12 protein-coding genes are annotated in these 17,764 nt (G+C 65.9%); 9 read left to right on the top strand and 3 right to left on the bottom strand.

The genetic code is table 11. The annotated features are described in order from the left end of the window. Positions 1-188: 188 nt before the first annotated feature. Positions 189-710, bottom strand: a complete 522-nt coding sequence (locus ACIPQB_RS05010) for a MarR family winged helix-turn-helix transcriptional regulator (RefSeq protein ID WP_446484114.1) — start codon at positions 708-710, stop codon at positions 189-191. A 414-nt stretch (positions 711-1,124) separates the two neighbouring features. On the opposite strand from ACIPQB_RS05010, the gene ACIPQB_RS05015 reads away from it, so the two are divergent. The 3 genes from ACIPQB_RS05015 to ACIPQB_RS05025 all read left to right on the top strand — a co-directional run bounded on the left by ACIPQB_RS05015 (position 1,125) and on the right by ACIPQB_RS05025 (position 6,916). Continuing rightward, positions 1,125-3,230, top strand: coding sequence for a hydantoinase/oxoprolinase family protein (locus tag ACIPQB_RS05015; protein WP_446484115.1), 2,106 nt, complete (start codon positions 1,125-1,127; stop codon positions 3,228-3,230). Further along, positions 3,223-5,262 (top strand): hydantoinase B/oxoprolinase family protein, encoded by a 2,040-nt coding sequence (locus ACIPQB_RS05020; RefSeq protein WP_446484116.1) that lies wholly within the window; start codon positions 3,223-3,225, stop codon positions 5,260-5,262. Before ACIPQB_RS05015 ends, ACIPQB_RS05020 begins: the two co-directional genes overlap by 8 nt. A gap of 214 nt (positions 5,263-5,476) precedes the next feature. Next, on the top strand, positions 5,477-6,916 hold the full coding sequence (locus tag ACIPQB_RS05025; protein ID WP_446484117.1) for an MFS transporter: 1,440 nt from the start codon (positions 5,477-5,479) through the stop codon (positions 6,914-6,916). A 325-nt stretch (positions 6,917-7,241) separates the two neighbouring features. On the opposite strand, the gene ACIPQB_RS05030 is transcribed toward ACIPQB_RS05025, so the two are convergent. Further along, positions 7,242-8,360, bottom strand: a complete 1,119-nt coding sequence (locus ACIPQB_RS05030; RefSeq protein ID WP_446484118.1) for a Rieske 2Fe-2S domain-containing protein — start codon at positions 8,358-8,360, stop codon at positions 7,242-7,244. A 544-nt stretch (positions 8,361-8,904) separates the two neighbouring features. Between ACIPQB_RS05030 and ACIPQB_RS05035 the strand changes: the two genes are divergently transcribed. Next, positions 8,905-11,181 (top strand): TonB-dependent receptor, encoded by a 2,277-nt coding sequence (locus tag ACIPQB_RS05035; RefSeq protein ID WP_446484119.1) that lies wholly within the window; start codon positions 8,905-8,907, stop codon positions 11,179-11,181. A gap of 193 nt (positions 11,182-11,374) precedes the next feature. Here the strand turns inward: ACIPQB_RS05035 and ACIPQB_RS05040 are convergent, their stop codons facing one another. Further along, the gene (locus tag ACIPQB_RS05040) at positions 11,375-11,518 is read right to left on the bottom strand and encodes a hypothetical protein (RefSeq protein ID WP_446484120.1); all 144 of its coding nucleotides are present in this window, start codon (positions 11,516-11,518) and stop codon (positions 11,375-11,377) included. Positions 11,519-11,609: 91 nt separating this feature from the next. Here ACIPQB_RS05040 and ACIPQB_RS05045 point away from each other — a divergent pair, with 91 nt between their 5' ends. From ACIPQB_RS05045 to ACIPQB_RS05065, 5 genes are all read left to right on the top strand, one after another. Next, complete coding sequence (locus ACIPQB_RS05045; protein WP_446484121.1) at positions 11,610-12,836, top strand: acyl-CoA dehydrogenase family protein; 1,227 nt, start codon at positions 11,610-11,612, stop codon at positions 12,834-12,836. A gap of 62 nt (positions 12,837-12,898) precedes the next feature. Then, positions 12,899-14,068, top strand: a complete 1,170-nt coding sequence (locus tag ACIPQB_RS05050; protein WP_446484122.1) for a WD40/YVTN/BNR-like repeat-containing protein — start codon at positions 12,899-12,901, stop codon at positions 14,066-14,068. A gap of 71 nt (positions 14,069-14,139) precedes the next feature. Then, positions 14,140-15,369, top strand: coding sequence for a RidA family protein (locus ACIPQB_RS05055; protein WP_446484123.1), 1,230 nt, complete (start codon positions 14,140-14,142; stop codon positions 15,367-15,369). Between the two features lie 210 nt (positions 15,370-15,579). Further along, entirely contained in the window at positions 15,580-16,815 is a 1,236-nt protein-coding gene (locus ACIPQB_RS05060) for a Rieske 2Fe-2S domain-containing protein (protein WP_446484124.1), read from the top strand. A gap of 108 nt (positions 16,816-16,923) precedes the next feature. Then, complete coding sequence (locus ACIPQB_RS05065) at positions 16,924-17,763, top strand: fumarylacetoacetate hydrolase family protein (RefSeq protein ID WP_446484125.1); 840 nt, start codon at positions 16,924-16,926, stop codon at positions 17,761-17,763. Position 17,764 lies beyond the last annotated feature (1 nt).

Below are 17,764 nucleotides of genomic sequence, written 5' to 3' on the forward strand. Positions count from 1 at the left end.
GGCGCGCCAGCAGCGAGGGGACAGCCGTTCGCGCGACGGCGCGAGACGACGCCTGGCGTCGCTCGCCAAGCCTGTCGGGGCGCCGACGTAATCAAGGGCTCGGCGCTGTCGGCCGCCGAAGAGGCACGGGCAAGATGCTGGGCGTCAGCCGGCCAGCCAGGCGGGACTCACGCCAGCCGACGGGTCCGTCACTTCGTCTTTTCGGCGATCAAGGTGGAGTCGTAGGCGTCGACGGCGGCAAGGTTGGAGACCATGCGGCGCAGCAGCGCCAGGAGAAACGCCTTCTCGTCGGGCGAGACGTTTCGCGTCAGCAGCCGGGCCCGCTCGACGGCGATCTTGAGAATCTGATCGTGAAGGGCTTTTCCTTCCTGGGTCAGGTAGAGTTTTCGGGCGCGCTGCGACGCCTTTTCGTCAACGTCGATCAGGTTGAGGGCCTGTAGGGTTTTGATGCTCCGACTCGCGGAAGCCTTGTCCAAATCAAGTGATTCGCAAATATAGGCCGCCAGAATGCCGCCCTCGATGGCCAGCATGGAAAGAATTCGCCACTCCATGATGCCGACGCCAAATAGCTTGAGATAGGTCTTTGAGGCGCCACGCGTCATGCCGTTCGCGAGCTTGACTAAAAACCAGGGAATATACTGGTCGCGGTTCAAGAGATCGGTCTCGCTGTCATCTTGTGGCGGCTCTTCTGGTTGCCTGATTTTCATCATCTACCCACGCTCCAGCTTCCACACGGACGCCGCACGGTCTTGTCATGGCAACTAAAGCACTCGCCCTTCCGGCGCAATGCAAGATGCCGCACCGGGGGCGATCGCCGCCGTTGAAAGTCGAAACTGCCGCCAAATCGTCGGATTGCCCAGGTGCGGGCGGCGTCAGGGGAGGAAATCGCCCATGAGCACGGCCATATTAGGTTGACGTACCAACATAGCTTTGTTTATATCATCGAGTATTCAAAAACGAGATCGCCATCGAAATCGGCAAGAAGGCCGTGCGCTCTCGATTGGGCGTCCGTTACCGTAATTAGGGAAGGTTAACCATGATCCAGGCCCGGCCGCGCGCCGATCGACGGCTTTCCACGCGCCATGCGAACCCGGCTGACATCAGTGCGGACTGATATCTTGGCCATGGCGTCCCCCCAACCGACCGCCGCCTGGAGCGGCCCCGTGCTGATCGGCACCGACACCGGCGGCACCTTTACCGACTGCGTCATCGCCGGGCCCCATGGGCTGACGATCGGCAAGGCGCTGTCGACGCCGGGCGAGCTCTGGCGCGGCATCATCGACTCGATCGCCGACGCAGCCAAGGACATTGGCGGCGTCGATGAGATCCTCGGCCGGGCCTCCGTCCTGGCGCACGGCACCACCGCCATGCTCAACGCGACCCTGACCGGCGCAGGGGCGAGCGTCGGGATCATCACGACTGCGGGCTTCGAGGACACGCTGGCGATCGGCCGCGTGCACCAGAAGGTCGCCGGCCTGGCCGAGTGGGAAATGACCAACCTCGCCAAGCTGAGGAAGTCGGCCCTCTTCCGCGACAAGCGCCTGATCGCCGGCGTCCGCGAGCGCACCGACGCCCAAGGGCGGATCCTGGAACCGCTCGACGCCGCCGAAATCCGCCAGGCGGCCGAACGGCTTCAGGCGCTGGGCGCGACCGCCTTCGCGGTCAATTTCCTTTGGTCGTGCGTCAACCCGGAAAACGAGCAGGCCGCCGCCCGCGCCATCCGCGAAGCCCTGCCGGGCGTGCGGGTGAGCTGTTCGTCGGACCTGTCGAACACGGTGGGCGAATATGAGCGTTTCGCCACCTGCGCGCTGAACGCCTATATCGTGGACATCGCCGACGGCTATCTCGACGCCCTGGCGGGCGAGCTGCGGCGACGCGGCTTCGACGGCCGGCTGCTGGTGACGCGGGCCTGGGGCGATCTTGAGCGGGCCGAGCTGGTCGCCAAGCGGGCCGTGCCGAGCCTGTTTTCGGGCCCGATCGGCGGCGTGGTCGGCGCGCGCGGCCTAACGCGCGCGGCGCTTGACGAACTGCCGGTCATCCTGTGCGCCGATCTTGGCGGCACCAGCCTCGACGTGGCGGTCATCCACGGCGGCAACGTGCACTGGAACCGCCATCCGACCATCGAGCGGCTGCACCTGTCGGTGCCTACCTTCGAGGTCGCCTCGATCGGCACGGGCGGGGGCTCGATCGCCAGCTACGACGCCGATCTGGGTCTTGTCCATGTCGGTCCCGAAAGCGCGGGCAGCGTTCCGGGTCCCGCCTGCTATCAGCGCGGCGGCGTCAAGCCGACCCTGACCGACGCGGCCCTGGTCGCCGGCTGGCTTCCGCCGGGCTCGCGCATGCCCGGCGGCATTGAACTTTCGGCCCGCCATTCGTCCGAAGCGATCGACCAGGAGATCGCGCGCCCCGCCGGCATGAGCACCGCCACGGCGGCCTCGGCGATCCTGCGGATCGCCTGCGCCCAGATGGCCGATCTTGTGCGCAAATCCTGCATCGAGCGCGCCGTCGACCCGCGACAGGCGGTGCCGCTCGTCTATGGCGGCGCCGGCGCGCAATATGCCGGCGCGATCTGCGCGGAATTGGGCGTGACCCGGTTCCTGGTGCCTGAGCTGGCCTCCGGGTTCTCCGCTTTCGGCATGCTCGGCGCAGAAGAAGGCGCGGTCGTCACCCGCTCGGTCCACCGCGTCCTGCCGGTCGATCCCGTCTGGCTCGAGAGCGTCTTCGCCGACATGGAGGCGCCGATGCGGCGCGAACTGGACGGCGATCCGGGCACTTCGGTCCAGCGCTTCGCCGAACTGCGCTACAACCAGCAATCCAACGAGCTGCGCGTGGCCATCCCCGAGACGGGCGACGCTGGCTGGGATCTCGGCGCGGCCTTCACCGCCGCCTACGAGCAACGCTACGGCGCGGGATCCGCCGACGCCAGCAACGCCATCGAGCTGACCGCCGCGGTCGTCAGGGCCGCCCGCCCGATCGCCCAGGACCGGCCGCTGGCCCAGCGGGCCCGGGCCGACGCCGGCGAGGAGGCCTCGGCCTCGGCCCGGATGCTGTGGATCGACGGCACGGAACATGACGCGCCGGTGACCGGCTTCGCCGCCGCGCGTGAACCTGGCGGCGTCGCTGGCCCGGCGATCGTCACCGGCAACTATACGTCGGTTGTCGTGCCGCCGGGCTGGCGCGCGCGCTGGCGCGATGATCTGAACATGCTTGAGGTGAGCGTCCATGGCTAATGTCGAAGCGCCTGCGCGCAACAACGAACAGTATGTTCTCGACCGGATCGATCCGATCACGTTCGAGATCCTGCGCCACCGCCTCTGGGTGATCCAGGGCGAGCTGGGCACGACCATCAAGGCCATGTCCGGATCGCCCATCGCCAGCGAGGCGGGCGATTTCAACACCTGCCTGATGGACGCCGAGGGCAATGGCGTGCTGTCGGGCCTCTACATCACCGCCCAGGCGGCGGTCACGCCCTGGGTCGTCCGCTCGCTGATCGCCGACTACGGCCTGGAGATGGTGCGTCCAGGCGATATGTATCTATGCAACGATCCCTGGAAGGGCGCGCTGCACCAGAACGACGTCGCCTGCGTCGCCCCCGTGTTCATCGAGGGCGAACTGGTCGCCTGGGTCGGGTCGGTCATCCACCAGCTCGACGTGGGCGGGCCTGTTCCCGGCGGCTTTGCGATGGGCGCGCAGTCCATCTACGAGGAAGCGCCGGTCTTCCCGCCGATCCGCATCGTCCGCGGCGGTGAAGTGCAGCTCGACGTCGAGGCCGGCTACCTGCGCCGCTCGCGGCTGGCCCATCTGATGCGGCTGGACCTGCGCGCGCAGATCGCGGCCAACAACATCGCCATGCAAAGGCTGCGCGAAGTGGCCGAAAGCTATTCGGTGACGACGCTCAAGGACGTCTGCGCCGGCATGATCGAGATGAGCGAACGCAAGTTGCGGCGCCGGCTGGCCGAAATGCCGCACACGCAGTTTCGCGAGGTCGTGCTGCTCGATCATGACGGGATCGATCCGGACAGCCTCTATGCGATCGTGATCGACGTGCACAACGACGCCGACGGGCTGACCGTCGACTTCTCGCACTCCAGTCCGCAAGCGCCAGCGCTCATCAACTGCACGCGCACGGCGCTGGAGGGCTCGGTGGTCTCGGCGCTGCTGTCGCTGCTCTGCTACGACATGCCCTGGTCGCCGGCGGCGGTCGAACGCTGCGTAAAGCTGGTTTCCAAGACCGGAACGGTGTGCGACGCCAGTTGGCCGGCCGGCGTATCGGGCGGCTCGGTGTTGGGCGCGCGCAGCGCGTCCTATGGCGTGATGAGCGCGCTTGGGCGACTGGCCGCGCTGGGCGACGGATCGGGCGAGCGGGCCCATGCGGGCTTCGCGTCGGGCACCAACCTCGTCCAGCTTTTCGGCGCACGCGCCAATGGCGTCCCGTTCGGCACGATGCTGATGGAGACCGGTCAGGGCCTGGCCGCCAGCAACGATGGCGACGGCATGGATTCGGGAGGATTGCCCGATGGGCCCGCCGCTTCGACGGGCGACGTGGAATCGGCCGAGATCGCCTTCCCGATCCTCTATCTCTATCGCCGGGAAAATGGCGACACCGGCGGCGCCGGACGTTTCCGCGGCGGCCTCACCGTCTCCAGCGCGTTCCAGATGTATGGCGGCGGGGCGTCGGTCTATGCGGTCGGGCAGGGCTATGCGTGCCCGCTCAGCTTCGGCCTGATGGGCGGGCAACCCGCGCCGCCGATCAACAACTTCCGCATCGACGGCGTCGCCGAAGGCGATATGGGCCGGCTCCACGCCATTGCCGGCAAGCTGCAGGCGATGTTCGGCGATCCGGCGACCTGGCCCGCCTTTGGCGCGGAAGCGGAGCTTGCGACCGACGACGGCCAGACGCTGGGCCTGCGGCGGATGGAGGCCAAGCACCGCGCCCAACTCGCCCCCGGGGTCATCTATGCCACCGGCGGCGGCGGGGGGGGCGGCTTTGGCGATCCCTGGACCCGCCCGGTCGAGGCCGTGGTCCGCGACGTCGAGCAGGGCGGCGTGAGCATCCGAGGCGCGCTCAACGACTATGGCGTGCAGGTCGACGAGCGCGACGGCAAGCTCGTCGGCGTCCGCGTGGCGCGACCCGGCGCGCCCGACGGCGAGACCCGGACCGAAGCGCTACGGACCTCCGAGGGCCGAAGGACCGTGCGCGTGCGGCAAATGCGGGACGGCGTGATGGTCGACGACCGGCTGGAGATCGTCGAAGCCGGCTAGGGCGCTTCGACCCTCGCCGCCGCGCAGAGCACAACGGACGGTCTTTCGTATCCGCACCGGGGATCCGATCCGCCGTCAGCCATCTCAGGCCCAGTTTTTGTGGGATCAACCTAATGCGTCCAATGACTCAATCCCTTGAGCTCAGCACCGCTCCCCCGCTTGGGGCCGGCTTCCTGAGAAACCCGGCCGACCTGGTCGGCTCCGACGGGGCCGAATGATGGACAAGCTCGGGACGGCGCCGTCAGCCCGCGACAAAGCCAATGAGGCGAGCGCTCGCTACACGCCCTTGATCGTCTTCCTTTGCGCGTGCCAAGCCATTCTTTCGATGGACTTCGGCATGGCCGGGGTCGTAATCCCACGGATCGGCATGGAGTTTGGCCTGAGCAGCCCCGCGCTCGCGGGCGTCGTCTCTGCCTATGCCCTGGTCTATGCCTGCCTGCTTTTGACGGGCGGGCGCATTGCCGACACGTTCGGCAGACGCCTGTGCTGCGCCATCGGGCTGTCTTGTTTCATCGCGGGGACCGTCTTTGTCATACTGTCCTGGGACTTCAGCGTGTTGCTGGCCGCCAGGGCGCTGCAAGGCATAGGCGCGGCGCTTCTGGCGCCCGCGAGTTTCTCGCTGATGAACACGATTGTTCCCGAAGGCGCGCCTCGCCGGCAGGCCTATGCGATCCTGGGCGCGGCCCAGGGCCTGGCGACGGCCGCGGGCCCGCTGCTTGCGGGGCTGCTTACGGCCAAGTTCGGCTGGCGCGCCTCCTACCTGGTCGACATCGTGCTCGCCGGCGGCCTGTTGATGATGCTGCGGACGATCGTGCCGAAAGCATTGATCGACCGTGTTCGACTTGGCTTCGACTATGTCGGCGCGCTGCTGATCGCGGCGATCATCGTTTGCTTTGTCGTGGCCGTAGCAGGCTTGCCCGGGTTTAGTCTTTCCACCCCGGAACGCCTGGGAATCGGCGCGGCGAGCCTGCTCCTCCTGGGCCTCCTGGTGCTGGTCGAGCGGCGCGCCGCCCATCCCTTGTTGCCGCCCGCCCTCTTCACGCGCGCAACGGCGATCACCGCGCCGATCGCGATGGCGGCGACCATGGCCGCGTCCACAGGCCTGTTCCTGCTGCCCAACACGGTCATGCAAAATCTCTTCGGCTGGTCGGCGGCCTCTTCCGGCCTGGGCATGCTGCCGCTGGCCGTGGGGGGCGTGCTCACCGGCCAGACGATTTCGTATCTGTTCAAGCGCTATACGCTGCAGCAGAGCATCGCCATCGGGTTCGGCGGCCTGGCCGCCAGCCTTGTCCTCTTCGCGGTCTTGCTGAGCCAGGGCAACTACGGCGTCTCGATCCTGGGGCCGATGTTGCTTGGCGGGTGGGCGAGCCTGATTTGCGTTCTGTCGCTTCTGGCTGCGGGCGCCCAGGCGGTCGAACCCGCCAAACAGGGAACGATGTCGGCCCTGATCTTCTCCTGCCAGCAGATCGGTATCGCCGCCGGATCGGCCATCGTCCTGGCCGCGGCCGCGACAGGAGGAGGGGGCTTCACCGCGTCGGCGCTTCGGCACGGGTTCCTGGTCGCCTCCGTGATCGCCGTGGTCGGTTTCCTCGTGGCGGTTCCCGTCAGCCACCACATTGGAAGGCGTCAGGCCGGGCTGGCCGGGTCACGCTGATCGCCGAGCAGATCGGGGACTTTGGAACAAGGCCAGTCGCGCGATGTAGGAATCGCGCGACTGGCCTTGGGCTTTTGTTTTCGCATCGCTACTGCGGAAAACCGGCCGCAACTTTTCCGTGCGACTGGCTCTAGGCCAGGGGCTTGAGTCGCTGGGCGGGCGGCCCGAGGATTCTCCGATCGTCCGGCGCGGGCCGACGGACTGGGCGGCCGGGATGATGATCGTCCCGGCCCAGGCGATCTTTTCTTTCGTGAGCCGCGCCCCTTGGTGCGTCCCCCCGTTCCGGGGCCGGCGCGGATCTCGTTCGGAAAGTTTCAGGGGGTGGTCATGTCACCGGTTCTTGCGCCGACCGACGGTCCCTTTGCGTCGCCGGCGCGCCGTTCTGCGCCGCCGTCGCCTCGTCGCCTTCCTGGGCGATCAGCTTGGCCAACAGGCGGCGGGCCGCCACGGGCGCTGCGTCGGTCGTCAAAAGCACCGGACGCAGGACGTCAAGGTCGGAGACGGATCCCATCCGCGACTGGACGGCCTCGATCATCGGCTCGTCCTGTTCCCGAAAGGCCGTGTCGAGCAAGGCCGTCATCGCATCGGCGACCCTGGGATCGTCGTGCCCGCGATTGCGGCCCGCGGAATAGAAATAGTGCGACGAGAACTCCGTCTCGGGGGTCACGCAATGGGCCTGCGGAATGAGCAGGCCCTCGTCCTCGTCCTGGTCCGGATACCAGTTGCCGGCGTCCAGATCCAAGAGGCCTGGCGCATGATAGGTCATGTGCGTCTTGGTGTGCACGGGTCGGTCGTCGAAACCGAAGAGCGCGCGGACGCCTGCGGGCGCCGATAGCCCCGATCGCATGCGATAGTTGAAAACCGAGCGATCGCGGCGCTCAAGCCGCATGGTCGTGGCGGCGAGCGCGACTTCGGGGGAGACGCCGCCCGACCCGAACTGCGGGTGCAGGAAGGAGGCGTGGCTCAGGTCCATCAGATTGTCGATGATCAGCTGATAGTTGGCCCGGACCTGCAGATGCCCCCGAAAGACGGTGAACGTCGCATCGTCCTCAAGATAGGGCAGGGCCGGCAACAGCGCCGGATCCGCTCGCGACGGATCTCCGGGCCAAAACCAGAGCATGCCGAAACGCTCCAGCACCGGGAAGGCGGGAACGCGCGCGGCGGCCGGCGCTCGCCCGTCGGGCAAGTGCGGGTTGTGGATGCAGGCGCCGGCGCTGTTGAACCGCAGTCCATGATAACCGCACTCGATGCCGTCGCCCGCGATCCTGCCCTTGGACAAGGGGGCGAAGCGGTGCGGACAGCGGTCCAGCAACATTGCGGCCGCGCCATCCGCCCCGCGGAACAGCACGACGGCCATGTCGAGCAGGGTGCGCGCGAGCGGACGATCGTGCAGTTCGTCTGCAAACGCCGCCGCGTACCAGGCGTTTCGCAAATAGCTGACCATGGCGTCTTGCCTCATCTGTCCGGCCGGCGTCGGTCCGGGTTGCGGGGTGGGAGAGGGCGCCAGGCGTGCTCATGGACTGCGAAAACCTTCGGCATGAGCTTCGATGGCGCCGGACGCCGGGCCGCCGGATCGCTCCCGCACCAGACGCGCCGCGGCCATCGTGCCGCAGATAGTTGGTATGTCAACGCAAAATCGGGTCAAGAATTGCCGTTTTGGGCCTTCGTCTTCGCCTAGTTCCCGACCGGATCGTCGGCCTCAGGCGATGATGGCGGCGAGGGAGGCTGAGACGGCCGAGGGTGGCTTGAGCCCGTCACAGCGGGCCCCGGCGAGGCGCAGGCCCTTGAGTTGATTGTGCGCGGGCCGGCGGCGACCCATCCCAGGCGCGCCGCAGCGGAGTGCAAATCGCTCCGGCCCCTCACGACGGAAGCAGCTCCGATCAACCTTATCAATGTTGACATGCCAACTTTTGAAGCTTAACGATCGCTTCAAGCAAAGGCAGTGTCCAACTCGAATTGGCGCGCCGAACACCATCAGGGAGGGAATTTTGGCTCAGCGCACAATCCGCAAACTTGCGATCTTCGGCGGGCTTCTCGCGTCGGCGGCGGCGATCCCCGCTTACGCCCAAAGCGTCCAGGCATCCGGGACGCAACCGACCCGTAGCTCGGGTTCGACGGAACTGAACGAGATCATCGTCACCGCGTCGCGCCGGGCCGAAAACCTGCAAAAGCAGTCCCGGGACGTCACCGCGCTCGGCGCGGAGGCCCTGACGCGCCAGGGCGTCGTCAATGCCGACGCCCTGAGCTCGCTGGTGCCGGGTCTCCAGATCGCCAGCGCCGGCGCGCAGATGCAGGTCTATATTCGAGGCGTCGGCGATCGGACGCTGACCTCGACGACAGATCCCGCCGTCGCATTGAATATCGATGGCGTCTACTATCCCAAGGCATTCTCCGTTACCGGACAGTTCTTCGATCTTGAACGTGTCGAAGTCCTGAGAGGGCCCCAAGGCACGCTCTATGGTCGCAATGCGACGTCGGGGGCGATCAATCTCATCACCGCCAAGCCGCAATTCACCCTGGGCGGGTTCGCCGAGGCCGAGTACGGCAACTACAACAAGCAACGGTTCACCGGCGCGATCACCGGGCCGATCACCGATACCCTGGCTTTCCGCCTCGCAGGGCAGGTCGTCGACCGGGATGGCTACCTGAGCGACGGCTATAACGATGAAGGCAACCAAGGGGTCCGCGGCGAACTCTTGTGGAAGCCGACGCCCAAGGACAGTCTTCTGCTGACCGGGTCCTATACCCGCGACGACAGCAAGGGCTCGGCGGCCGTGGTCTTGCCGGGCCCCGCCGGCGCGGGCGATTGGGTCGGCCCCTCCGATCCGCGGGCCCTGGCGGTGATCGCCTCGGCCGACCCGTTCTTCGCGACGATCCCCAGTTCGAACGGCTTCCAGAAGGTCGACACCTACGGAGTCACGGCCAACTACGAGCATGAATTCAATGGGGTCACGCTCACGGTGCTGCCGTCGTACGTCGATTCACATCTCAGAAGCCTGACCTATTCGGCGGTGATCGTCCCCGTCTTCGTGGACACCCATAGTGTCCAGAAGTCGCTTGAGGTGCGGCTCGCCGACTCCGGGCAGTCGCGGTTGAAATGGATTGTCGGAGGGTTCGCCTCCCACGAGCGCGTCAAGGATCAATATCAGACCGACCAGGCGGTGTTCGATCTGGTCACCTTCAGGCCGAAAATGATCGACGAGACCTTGGCGGTGTTCGGAGAGGCCACCTATAGCCTGACCGACCGTCTTCGCCTTACCGGCGGCGCCCGCTATACGTGGGAGAAGAAGGTCACCGACAGCCTCACGGCCCAGGTCCCCTATGCGTTCGGTCCGACCGGTCCGATCAGGACGTTCCCTGTCGACGCCGCACCGCCCGGCGCCTTGGACACCAGCGGCCGACGGACGGACAAGGCCGTCAATTTCCGGGCGGGCGTGGAATACGACGTCGCGCCAGCTTCCATGCTGTACGCCAACGTCGCGACCGGCTTCAAGGCCGGCGGCTTCTATGCCGATATCCTCGACAATGGCTATAATCCGGAAAAGCTGACGTCCTATCAGGCGGGCCTCAAGAACCGCTTTTTCGACAACCGCCTCCAGGTCAATGTCGAGGGCTATTATTGGGACTACAAGGACAAGCAGGAGTCCTTCCTCGGCTTGGCCCAGAGCGGGGGCATCACCTACAGAACCGCCAACGCCGCCTCGGCCAGGCTCTATGGCGTCGATGTTTCGGTGATGGGGATGATCACCTCCAACGATATCGTCTCCGCGGACGTCGAGTACAACAACACCCGTTACGGCGCCTTCTCCTATACCAGCGCCCAGTTCAGCCCGGCGCCGCCTGCGAACGGCTGCGAGGTGGGCCCGTTCGTTCCGGGCGTACCGTTCGGGACGCGGCAGATCGATTGCAGCGGCAAGCCCCTGGTCAACGCGCCTCGCTGGTCCGGTCGCGTGGGCTATCAACACACCCAGGATCTTGGCGCGTCCGGCGAGATCGTCTTCAACATCGATACCCAGTTTTCTTCGAGCTACTACTTTCTGAGCGATTTCACGTCGGGCTCAAGGGCCGACGGCTATACGCGGACCGCCGCGGACGTGACGTGGAAGGCCCCAGGCAAGGCATTTTCGGTGACGCTCTATGTGAAGAACATCGAGAACCAGGCGGTCTATACGGGCGGAAGCATCAGCCCGGTCCTGCCGGCGCTGGTGTTTCCCTTCATCTCCGCGCCGCGCACCTACGGCGCCCGGGTGAGGTACGCTTTCTGACGGCCGGTCCGGGCGCTGTCGCCCGCACGACGGCGCGGATCGGAGGATGGTTTCCTCGGCAGCCCGGTCGATCGATTGATCGATCGGGCCACTTAGAGCCCATCGCGCGATACGAGACTCACGCGATGGGCTCTAGCTTTTTGTTCTCGTACCGTTTTTGCAGAAAACCGGTGTCCCCCTTTCCCACGATGCTCTAGCCGCCGCCTGAAACCGCGATGTCGTGCAGACCACGCCCGCGACTTTCGACATCGTCGATCCGATGATCTTCGGGATTTGGCGAATACTGCAATTTCCTCAAACAAGCCGGATATCCGCCCGGTAAAAACTTGACGGTCATGACCGCTCGGTGCGCCAGTTTAGTTGACATACCAACTTAAATGATGACAACTACCGCTCGGCCTTGGGCTCAGAACGAAGGAACGACTCGTATGCAACTTGCATCGAACATGGGTTCGCCGACGGCGGGCGCCGTGCAGAGCTCGCCGATCGTCGGATCGGTGGAAGAGGCCGTCGAACGCGCCGGTGAACTAAAGGCCGACATCGCCACCCGGTGCGCGGATGTCGAAGCCGAGCGCAGGATCTCCGACGCCTCGATCGCCGAGCTCAAGCGCAGCGGTCTTTTTGGCCTGGTCGGATCGCGCGCGTTCGGGGGCTCCGAAGTCGGCGTCGAGGCGCTGGTCCGGGTCACCATTGAGATCGCTGAAACCTGTGGCTCGACCGGCTGGGTCTTCGGGGTTCTGGCGGGGCACAGCTGGATGCTCAACCTTTTCCCGCCCCAAGCTCAGCAAGAGGTGGCCGATCTGCCCGGCGCGCTGACGGCCACCCTGTTTCGCCTGGCGGCCGACGTGACCGCGACAGAGGGCGGATTTGTCCTCAAGAACGGCTCGGGCCGCTTCTGCAGCGGCGTTGATTTCGCCGATTGGATCATCGCCAGCGGGGCGGTGAAGGGGGAGGGCGGCCAGGTCGAGCCTCGCTTCTTCCTTCTGCCCCGATCGGAGATCGAGATCGTCGACGACTGGTTCACCGTTGGCATGCGCGGGACCGGCAGCCGGTCGATCAAGGTGGCCGAGGCCTTCATCCCCGAGCACAGAAGCGTCCTGGTGACGGACATGGTGAAGGGGCTGACCCCCGGAGCGGCCTTCCACGACAAGCCGATCTATCGCCTTCCCTTTGGAACCGTGACGCCCTTCTCGATCGCGGGCGCGCCCCTGGGTATGGCGCGCGGCGCGGTGAAGGCCTTCGCCAGCAGCCTGCAGGCCTCGATCGCCGCCAATCCGTCGGCGCCGGGCCGGGACGAAATGCTGATCGCCCTGTCGCGGGCGTCCGCGACGGTCGACGCCGCCATCCTGGTGGTTCTCGCCGACGCGGCCAGGATCGACCAGGTGACCGATCCCGAGGCATTCGGCGAGATCCAGCGGCGCGAACTGCCCCGCAACTGGTCTTGGGCCGTCCAGGCCTGCCGCAAGGCGGTCAACGATCTCTATGCGCTCTCCGGAGGCTCGGCCATCTACAACAATTCGACCTTGCAGCGGTTCTGGCGCGACATCAATTCGGCCGCGCAGCATGTCGGCTTTACCGAGAACAAGGCCATGATCGACTTCGGCCTGGCGCAATTGGGCCTGCCGGAACAGCCGTACGTCATCCCGTCAAAATAGATGTCGAGACGGCGTGGCGTTCGGCAAGTCGGCGCCCGCTGTTCCGGCAAGAAAGCAACATCATGGTAGATGCGAAACCTGTCATCGCCGTCTTGTCGTGCAACGGCAGTACGGTGACGACCGATCATCGGCCGGCGACCCGTCTGATCGTGGCCACCTTGAAGGGCGTCAAGGTCTTCGAGCGCGGCGCGACCAGGGACGCCTGGCAACTGCGGTCCACCGCGCTCGAGGACAAGCATATCAGCGCCATCCTGTACGAGCCCAGATCGGGGCTGGTCTTCGCCGGCGCGCACTGGAACCAGGGCCTCTATGTCAGTCGCGACGGCGGCCTATCCTTCGAGCCCTCCATGAACGGGATCTCGCGACCCCACGTCTACGCCCTGGCCGCGCAGCACCGCGGCGATCAGACGGTCCTGTTCGCCGGCACGGAGCCTTCGGCCCTCTACCGCAGCGACGATCTGGGCGCGAGCTGGAAGGACCTGCCCGGGATCTGGGATGTCCCGGAAACCGACCAGTGGAAGTTTCCGCCGCCGCCTCACGTGGCGCACGTCAAGGACATCGCCTGGCATCCGTCGAACCCGCGACGCCTCTATGTCTGCATCGAACAAGGCGCCCTTCTGATCTCGGACGACGACGGTCAGAGCTGGACCGAAAATCGCGCCTATGCCGACATCGAACAGGACATGTTCCGGCACGACAACCACCGCGTCTTGTTCCAGTCAAATCCGAGCCGCTACATCATGTGCGGCGGCGAGGGGCTCGACGTGACCTTCGACGATGGCGCCAGCTGGTCCAAGGTCATGAAGCGCTCGGACCGGATCGGCTATCCGGACGCCATGTTCATCGATCCCAGGGACGAGAACACCGTCTATGTCGCCGGTCCCCAGGCGGGCCCGGGACTCTGGGCCAAGTGGGGGACCTCCAACCCGACGTTCATGGCCAGCCGCGACTTTGGCCGCACATGGCAGGAGCGGCGCAACGGGCTGCCCGAGGATCTGGTGGGAAACATCGAGGCCATGGGCCTGCATCATCATGGCGACGAGATCACCATCTTCGCGGGCACGGCGACGGGCGAGATCTACGTCACCGACGACGCCGCCCTCAACTGGTCCAGGCTGGCCACGGGTCTGCCGTCGATCGCGAAGAACGGGCACTTCCGCTGGTTCCTGCCTGAAGCCGAGCGCGCGGCGGCCGAAGCGATGATGCGCGAATGCGGCGAGGCCTACGCCTGAACCGGGTTGATTGATCGGCCTGAGCGCCCCTCCAGGCCTGGCGACAAGGCCAGGCGTCTCTGAAGGCCGGCGTGGTCGCCGTTTCAGGCGATCGCCCGGCGGACGGCGCGCGCCAGCCAATTGGTTTTTTAGAACGGGAGTGCATGATGCCCAACCAGGCCGTCTTCAAACCGCCGGGCTCGTTCGACTTCTGGCCGGCGGCGCGCTGGGCCGGGGACATGCTGTTTTCGGGTCCGATCGATGGCGGGCAGGCCGAGGGGCAAGGCGCCGGCGATCGGCTCGTCGAACTGGAGCGGGCCTTCCGCAATCTGCAGGTCCTGATCTCAGATTGCGGCTGCACGCTCGATGATCTGGCGCAGTGCTTCATCTGGCTTGGCGATAGCGCCTTGCGCGACGCCGTGCGCGAGCAATGGCAGGCCATCTTTCCCGATCCGGCCAACAGCCCGGCGCGGCACATCATCGGTGCGGACTTCCCAGACGGCCGGGCCATCGTCCTTGACTTTATCGCCATCAAGGGCGCGCGCCGCCATGCCGTGCGCGCGGCGCCCGGCGTCGGCCTGGCTCAGGAGGACAGCGACGCACCCCTGGCCGTCGAGATGGGCGGCCTGCTGTTTGCGAGCAATATCACCGGGGTCATGGCCGATGGATCCTTGCCCGACGACCCCGGCGCTCAGGCCGACGCCTGCTTCGGCAATCTTTCGCGGATCTTCGACCATTGTGGTTTCGAGCTCGACGAGGCTGTCCACATGTTCGTCTGGCAACGCGACCACAGCTTGCGGCAGCGGGTCAACGATCCCTGGGCCGCCACCTTCCCGAACAAGTTCCTTCGCCCGGCCCGGCATGCGCTGAAGGTCGATTCCGGACGGTTCGCCATCCAGCTGAGCGTCATCGCCGCCCGCGGCGGCGAAAGGACCACCCTGACGGCGCTGGGCGGCTTGTCGCACACCGGGCAGCGTGAGACCGGTTTCCTGCCGATGTCTTCGGCGCGAGGGAACATGCTGTTCACCGGCGCGACCTTCGGGGCCAGCAAGGAAACGGGTGCGTTCATCGCCGAGCTCGAAGACCAGGTCGAGGCCGCCTTCAAGCACACCCTGGAAATTCTGGCCGCCCATCAGTTCGGACCCAAGGACGTCGTCCATGCCTATGTCTGGCATCGGGGCGAGGACTATCGCGCGATCTTCGATCCGCTGTGGGAGGCGGCGTTTCCCGACGCTGCGACGCGGCCGGTGCGGCACGACATAGAATCGCCCCTGCCGGATCCGCTGCGGATGCAGATCGAGCTGATCGCCGTGCGGCAATAGCCGGGCAATAGGATCACGGGCGCGGCTTGGAATCGGCCGCGGCGCCTCAGCCTGCTCGTCCCAAGCGAAGACGGAACCGGCCCGATCCGGGTGGAAACCGAGCCCATTTCGCAGCCGATCAATGTTGACATACCAACAATCAAAAGCGTAGGATCGGATGGATGATTTGACCGCTCGGTCAGTTTTCGCCGGTCGGACGCGGAGAGTGCTATGAAGTCCCAAGAAAATAATCTTCTTACGGAAATTGGCCCAGGCACTCCGGCCGGCAACATGTTTCGTCGTTATTGGCACCCCGTGGCGATGTCGTCCCAGGTGCCGACCCCCGACTGCGACCCGGTCAGCCTCGATCTTCTCGGAGAGCGCCTGGTGGTGTTCCGCGACACCGAGGGCCGCGTTGGCGTCCTCAGCGACCGCTGCATGCATCGCGGCGTGTCGCTGGGCCTTGGGCGCGTCGAAGAGGGCGGTATCCGCTGCATCTACCACGGTTGGAAATTCGACGTCGAAGGCAACATCCTCGACACGCCGAACCACCCGGTCTGCAGCTATCGTGAGTCCAAGAAGGCCACGGCCTACAAGGCCGTGGAGCGCAGCGGCATCGTTTGGGCGTATATGGGGCCGGCGGACAAGGAACCCCCGCTGCGCAGCTTGCCCTCGGACAATGTCCCCGACTCGCAACGCCTGGTTTTCCGGTCCAACGCCAAGTCCTCCTATCTGTCGATGTGGGAGGGCGGCGTCGACAGCTCGCATGTCGGAATCCTGCACACCAACGCCATACGCCCCAACTGGGGACGCCGGCGGCGCGGCGAGGAGGTCACGCCCGATCGTTGGGACAGCCTGGCGCCGACCTATGACGTTCAGGACATGGACTATGGGTTTCGCTACGTCGCGTTCCGCGACGTCCCGGGCCAGGAGGGCAAGCGCCAGGCCCGGCTGGTGCCCACGATGATGCCCGGAATTCGGGTGCTGCCGGGCGAAGAAGGCTTCGATCTCGTCATCATTGAGGCGCCCATGGGCGACTGCGAAACGGGGACCTATACGATCCTCTACAGCCACGACACCGAGCTGGCCCATCGCACGGAAGAGTTCAAAATCTTCCTGGGGCTCGTTCCGCCCATGTATGACGACGCAACCCACAATGTGCTCATGGAATGGCCCAACAAGCTGTTCCAGAACCGCGCCAGCATGGACTCCAGCTGGAGCGGCTATGACGGCATCAAGCCCGAAGACCTCGCCATGGCGCTTTCGCTGAGCAAGGGCTGGGATCGCTCGACGGAAAATCTCGTCGCGGCCGACATCGCCGTGATGAGACTTCGGGCGATGCTCAAAAAGGCGATCAAGGTCACCGAGAGCGGCGGCGATCCCGTGGGCTGGGACTTCGCCGACATGACGCAGGTCCTGCCGACCGATCAGACGATCGACAAGGCCTTCGACTGGAAGCTGCTCTAGACGCGGGCAGGTCAAGCCGGCGCACGACTGTTGAAAATGGGTGGAAGAGGGGGATCTGGCGTGCGCCTTGTCCGATTTGAAGGAATGGACGGCGGCGCTCGAACCGGCGTGATCCATGACGGTTCGCTGGTGGATGTCCATCGGGTCCTACCCGAGCTCACGGCGGACCTGGCGCCGGGCGACATGGTGGCGTTGTTGGAGCGGGCGGCCTGGCTCCTTCCCGCCCTGCGCGAGCGGTTGCAGGCGCCGGTGGCCGGAGCGACCGCGGTCGAGGAAGCCAAGCTGCTGGCGCCCCTGGCCAACCCGCGCAAGATCCTGTGCTGCTGGTCGAACTTCGCCCATCCCACGGCGAAAAGGCTCTCCGAAACGCCGCTGTTCTTCGCCAAGTTCGCGACGGCGATCGTCGGCCCCGGTCAACCGATCCGTCTGCCCGCCATCGCCAGCGACATCGTGGTCGAGCCGGAACTGGCGGCGATCATCGGCATGGGCGGCCGGCACATTCCGGCCGAAACGGCGCTCGCACATGTCGCCGGCTATACGATCGTCAATGACGTGACGGCCTTCAGCCATCGCCTGATCACCCTGATCGGCTCGCGCGGGCCCTACATGCTGTCGAAGACCTTCGACAGTTTCGCCCCCATGGGGCCGTCGATCACGACGGCTGACGAGATTCCCGATCCCCATGCCCTGGCCATCCGGCAATGGCTGAACGGCGACCTGCAGATCGAGGCCAACACCCGCGACGCCATCGTCAAGCTGCCCGAGCTCATCAGCTACCTGTCCGACTTCCTGACGCTGGAGACGGGCGACGTCATCCTCATCGGGGCGCCGCCGCCGATCGGGGAGCTTCGCTTCCTCTCCGGCGGGGATCAGGTGTCCATCGAGATCGAGGGCGTAGGCCGGCTCGAAAGTCCCGTTTCAGACCAGTCCGCGAAGGCGGCGCCATAGC

It is taken from the genome of Caulobacter sp. LARHSG274, from assembly GCF_052871235.1.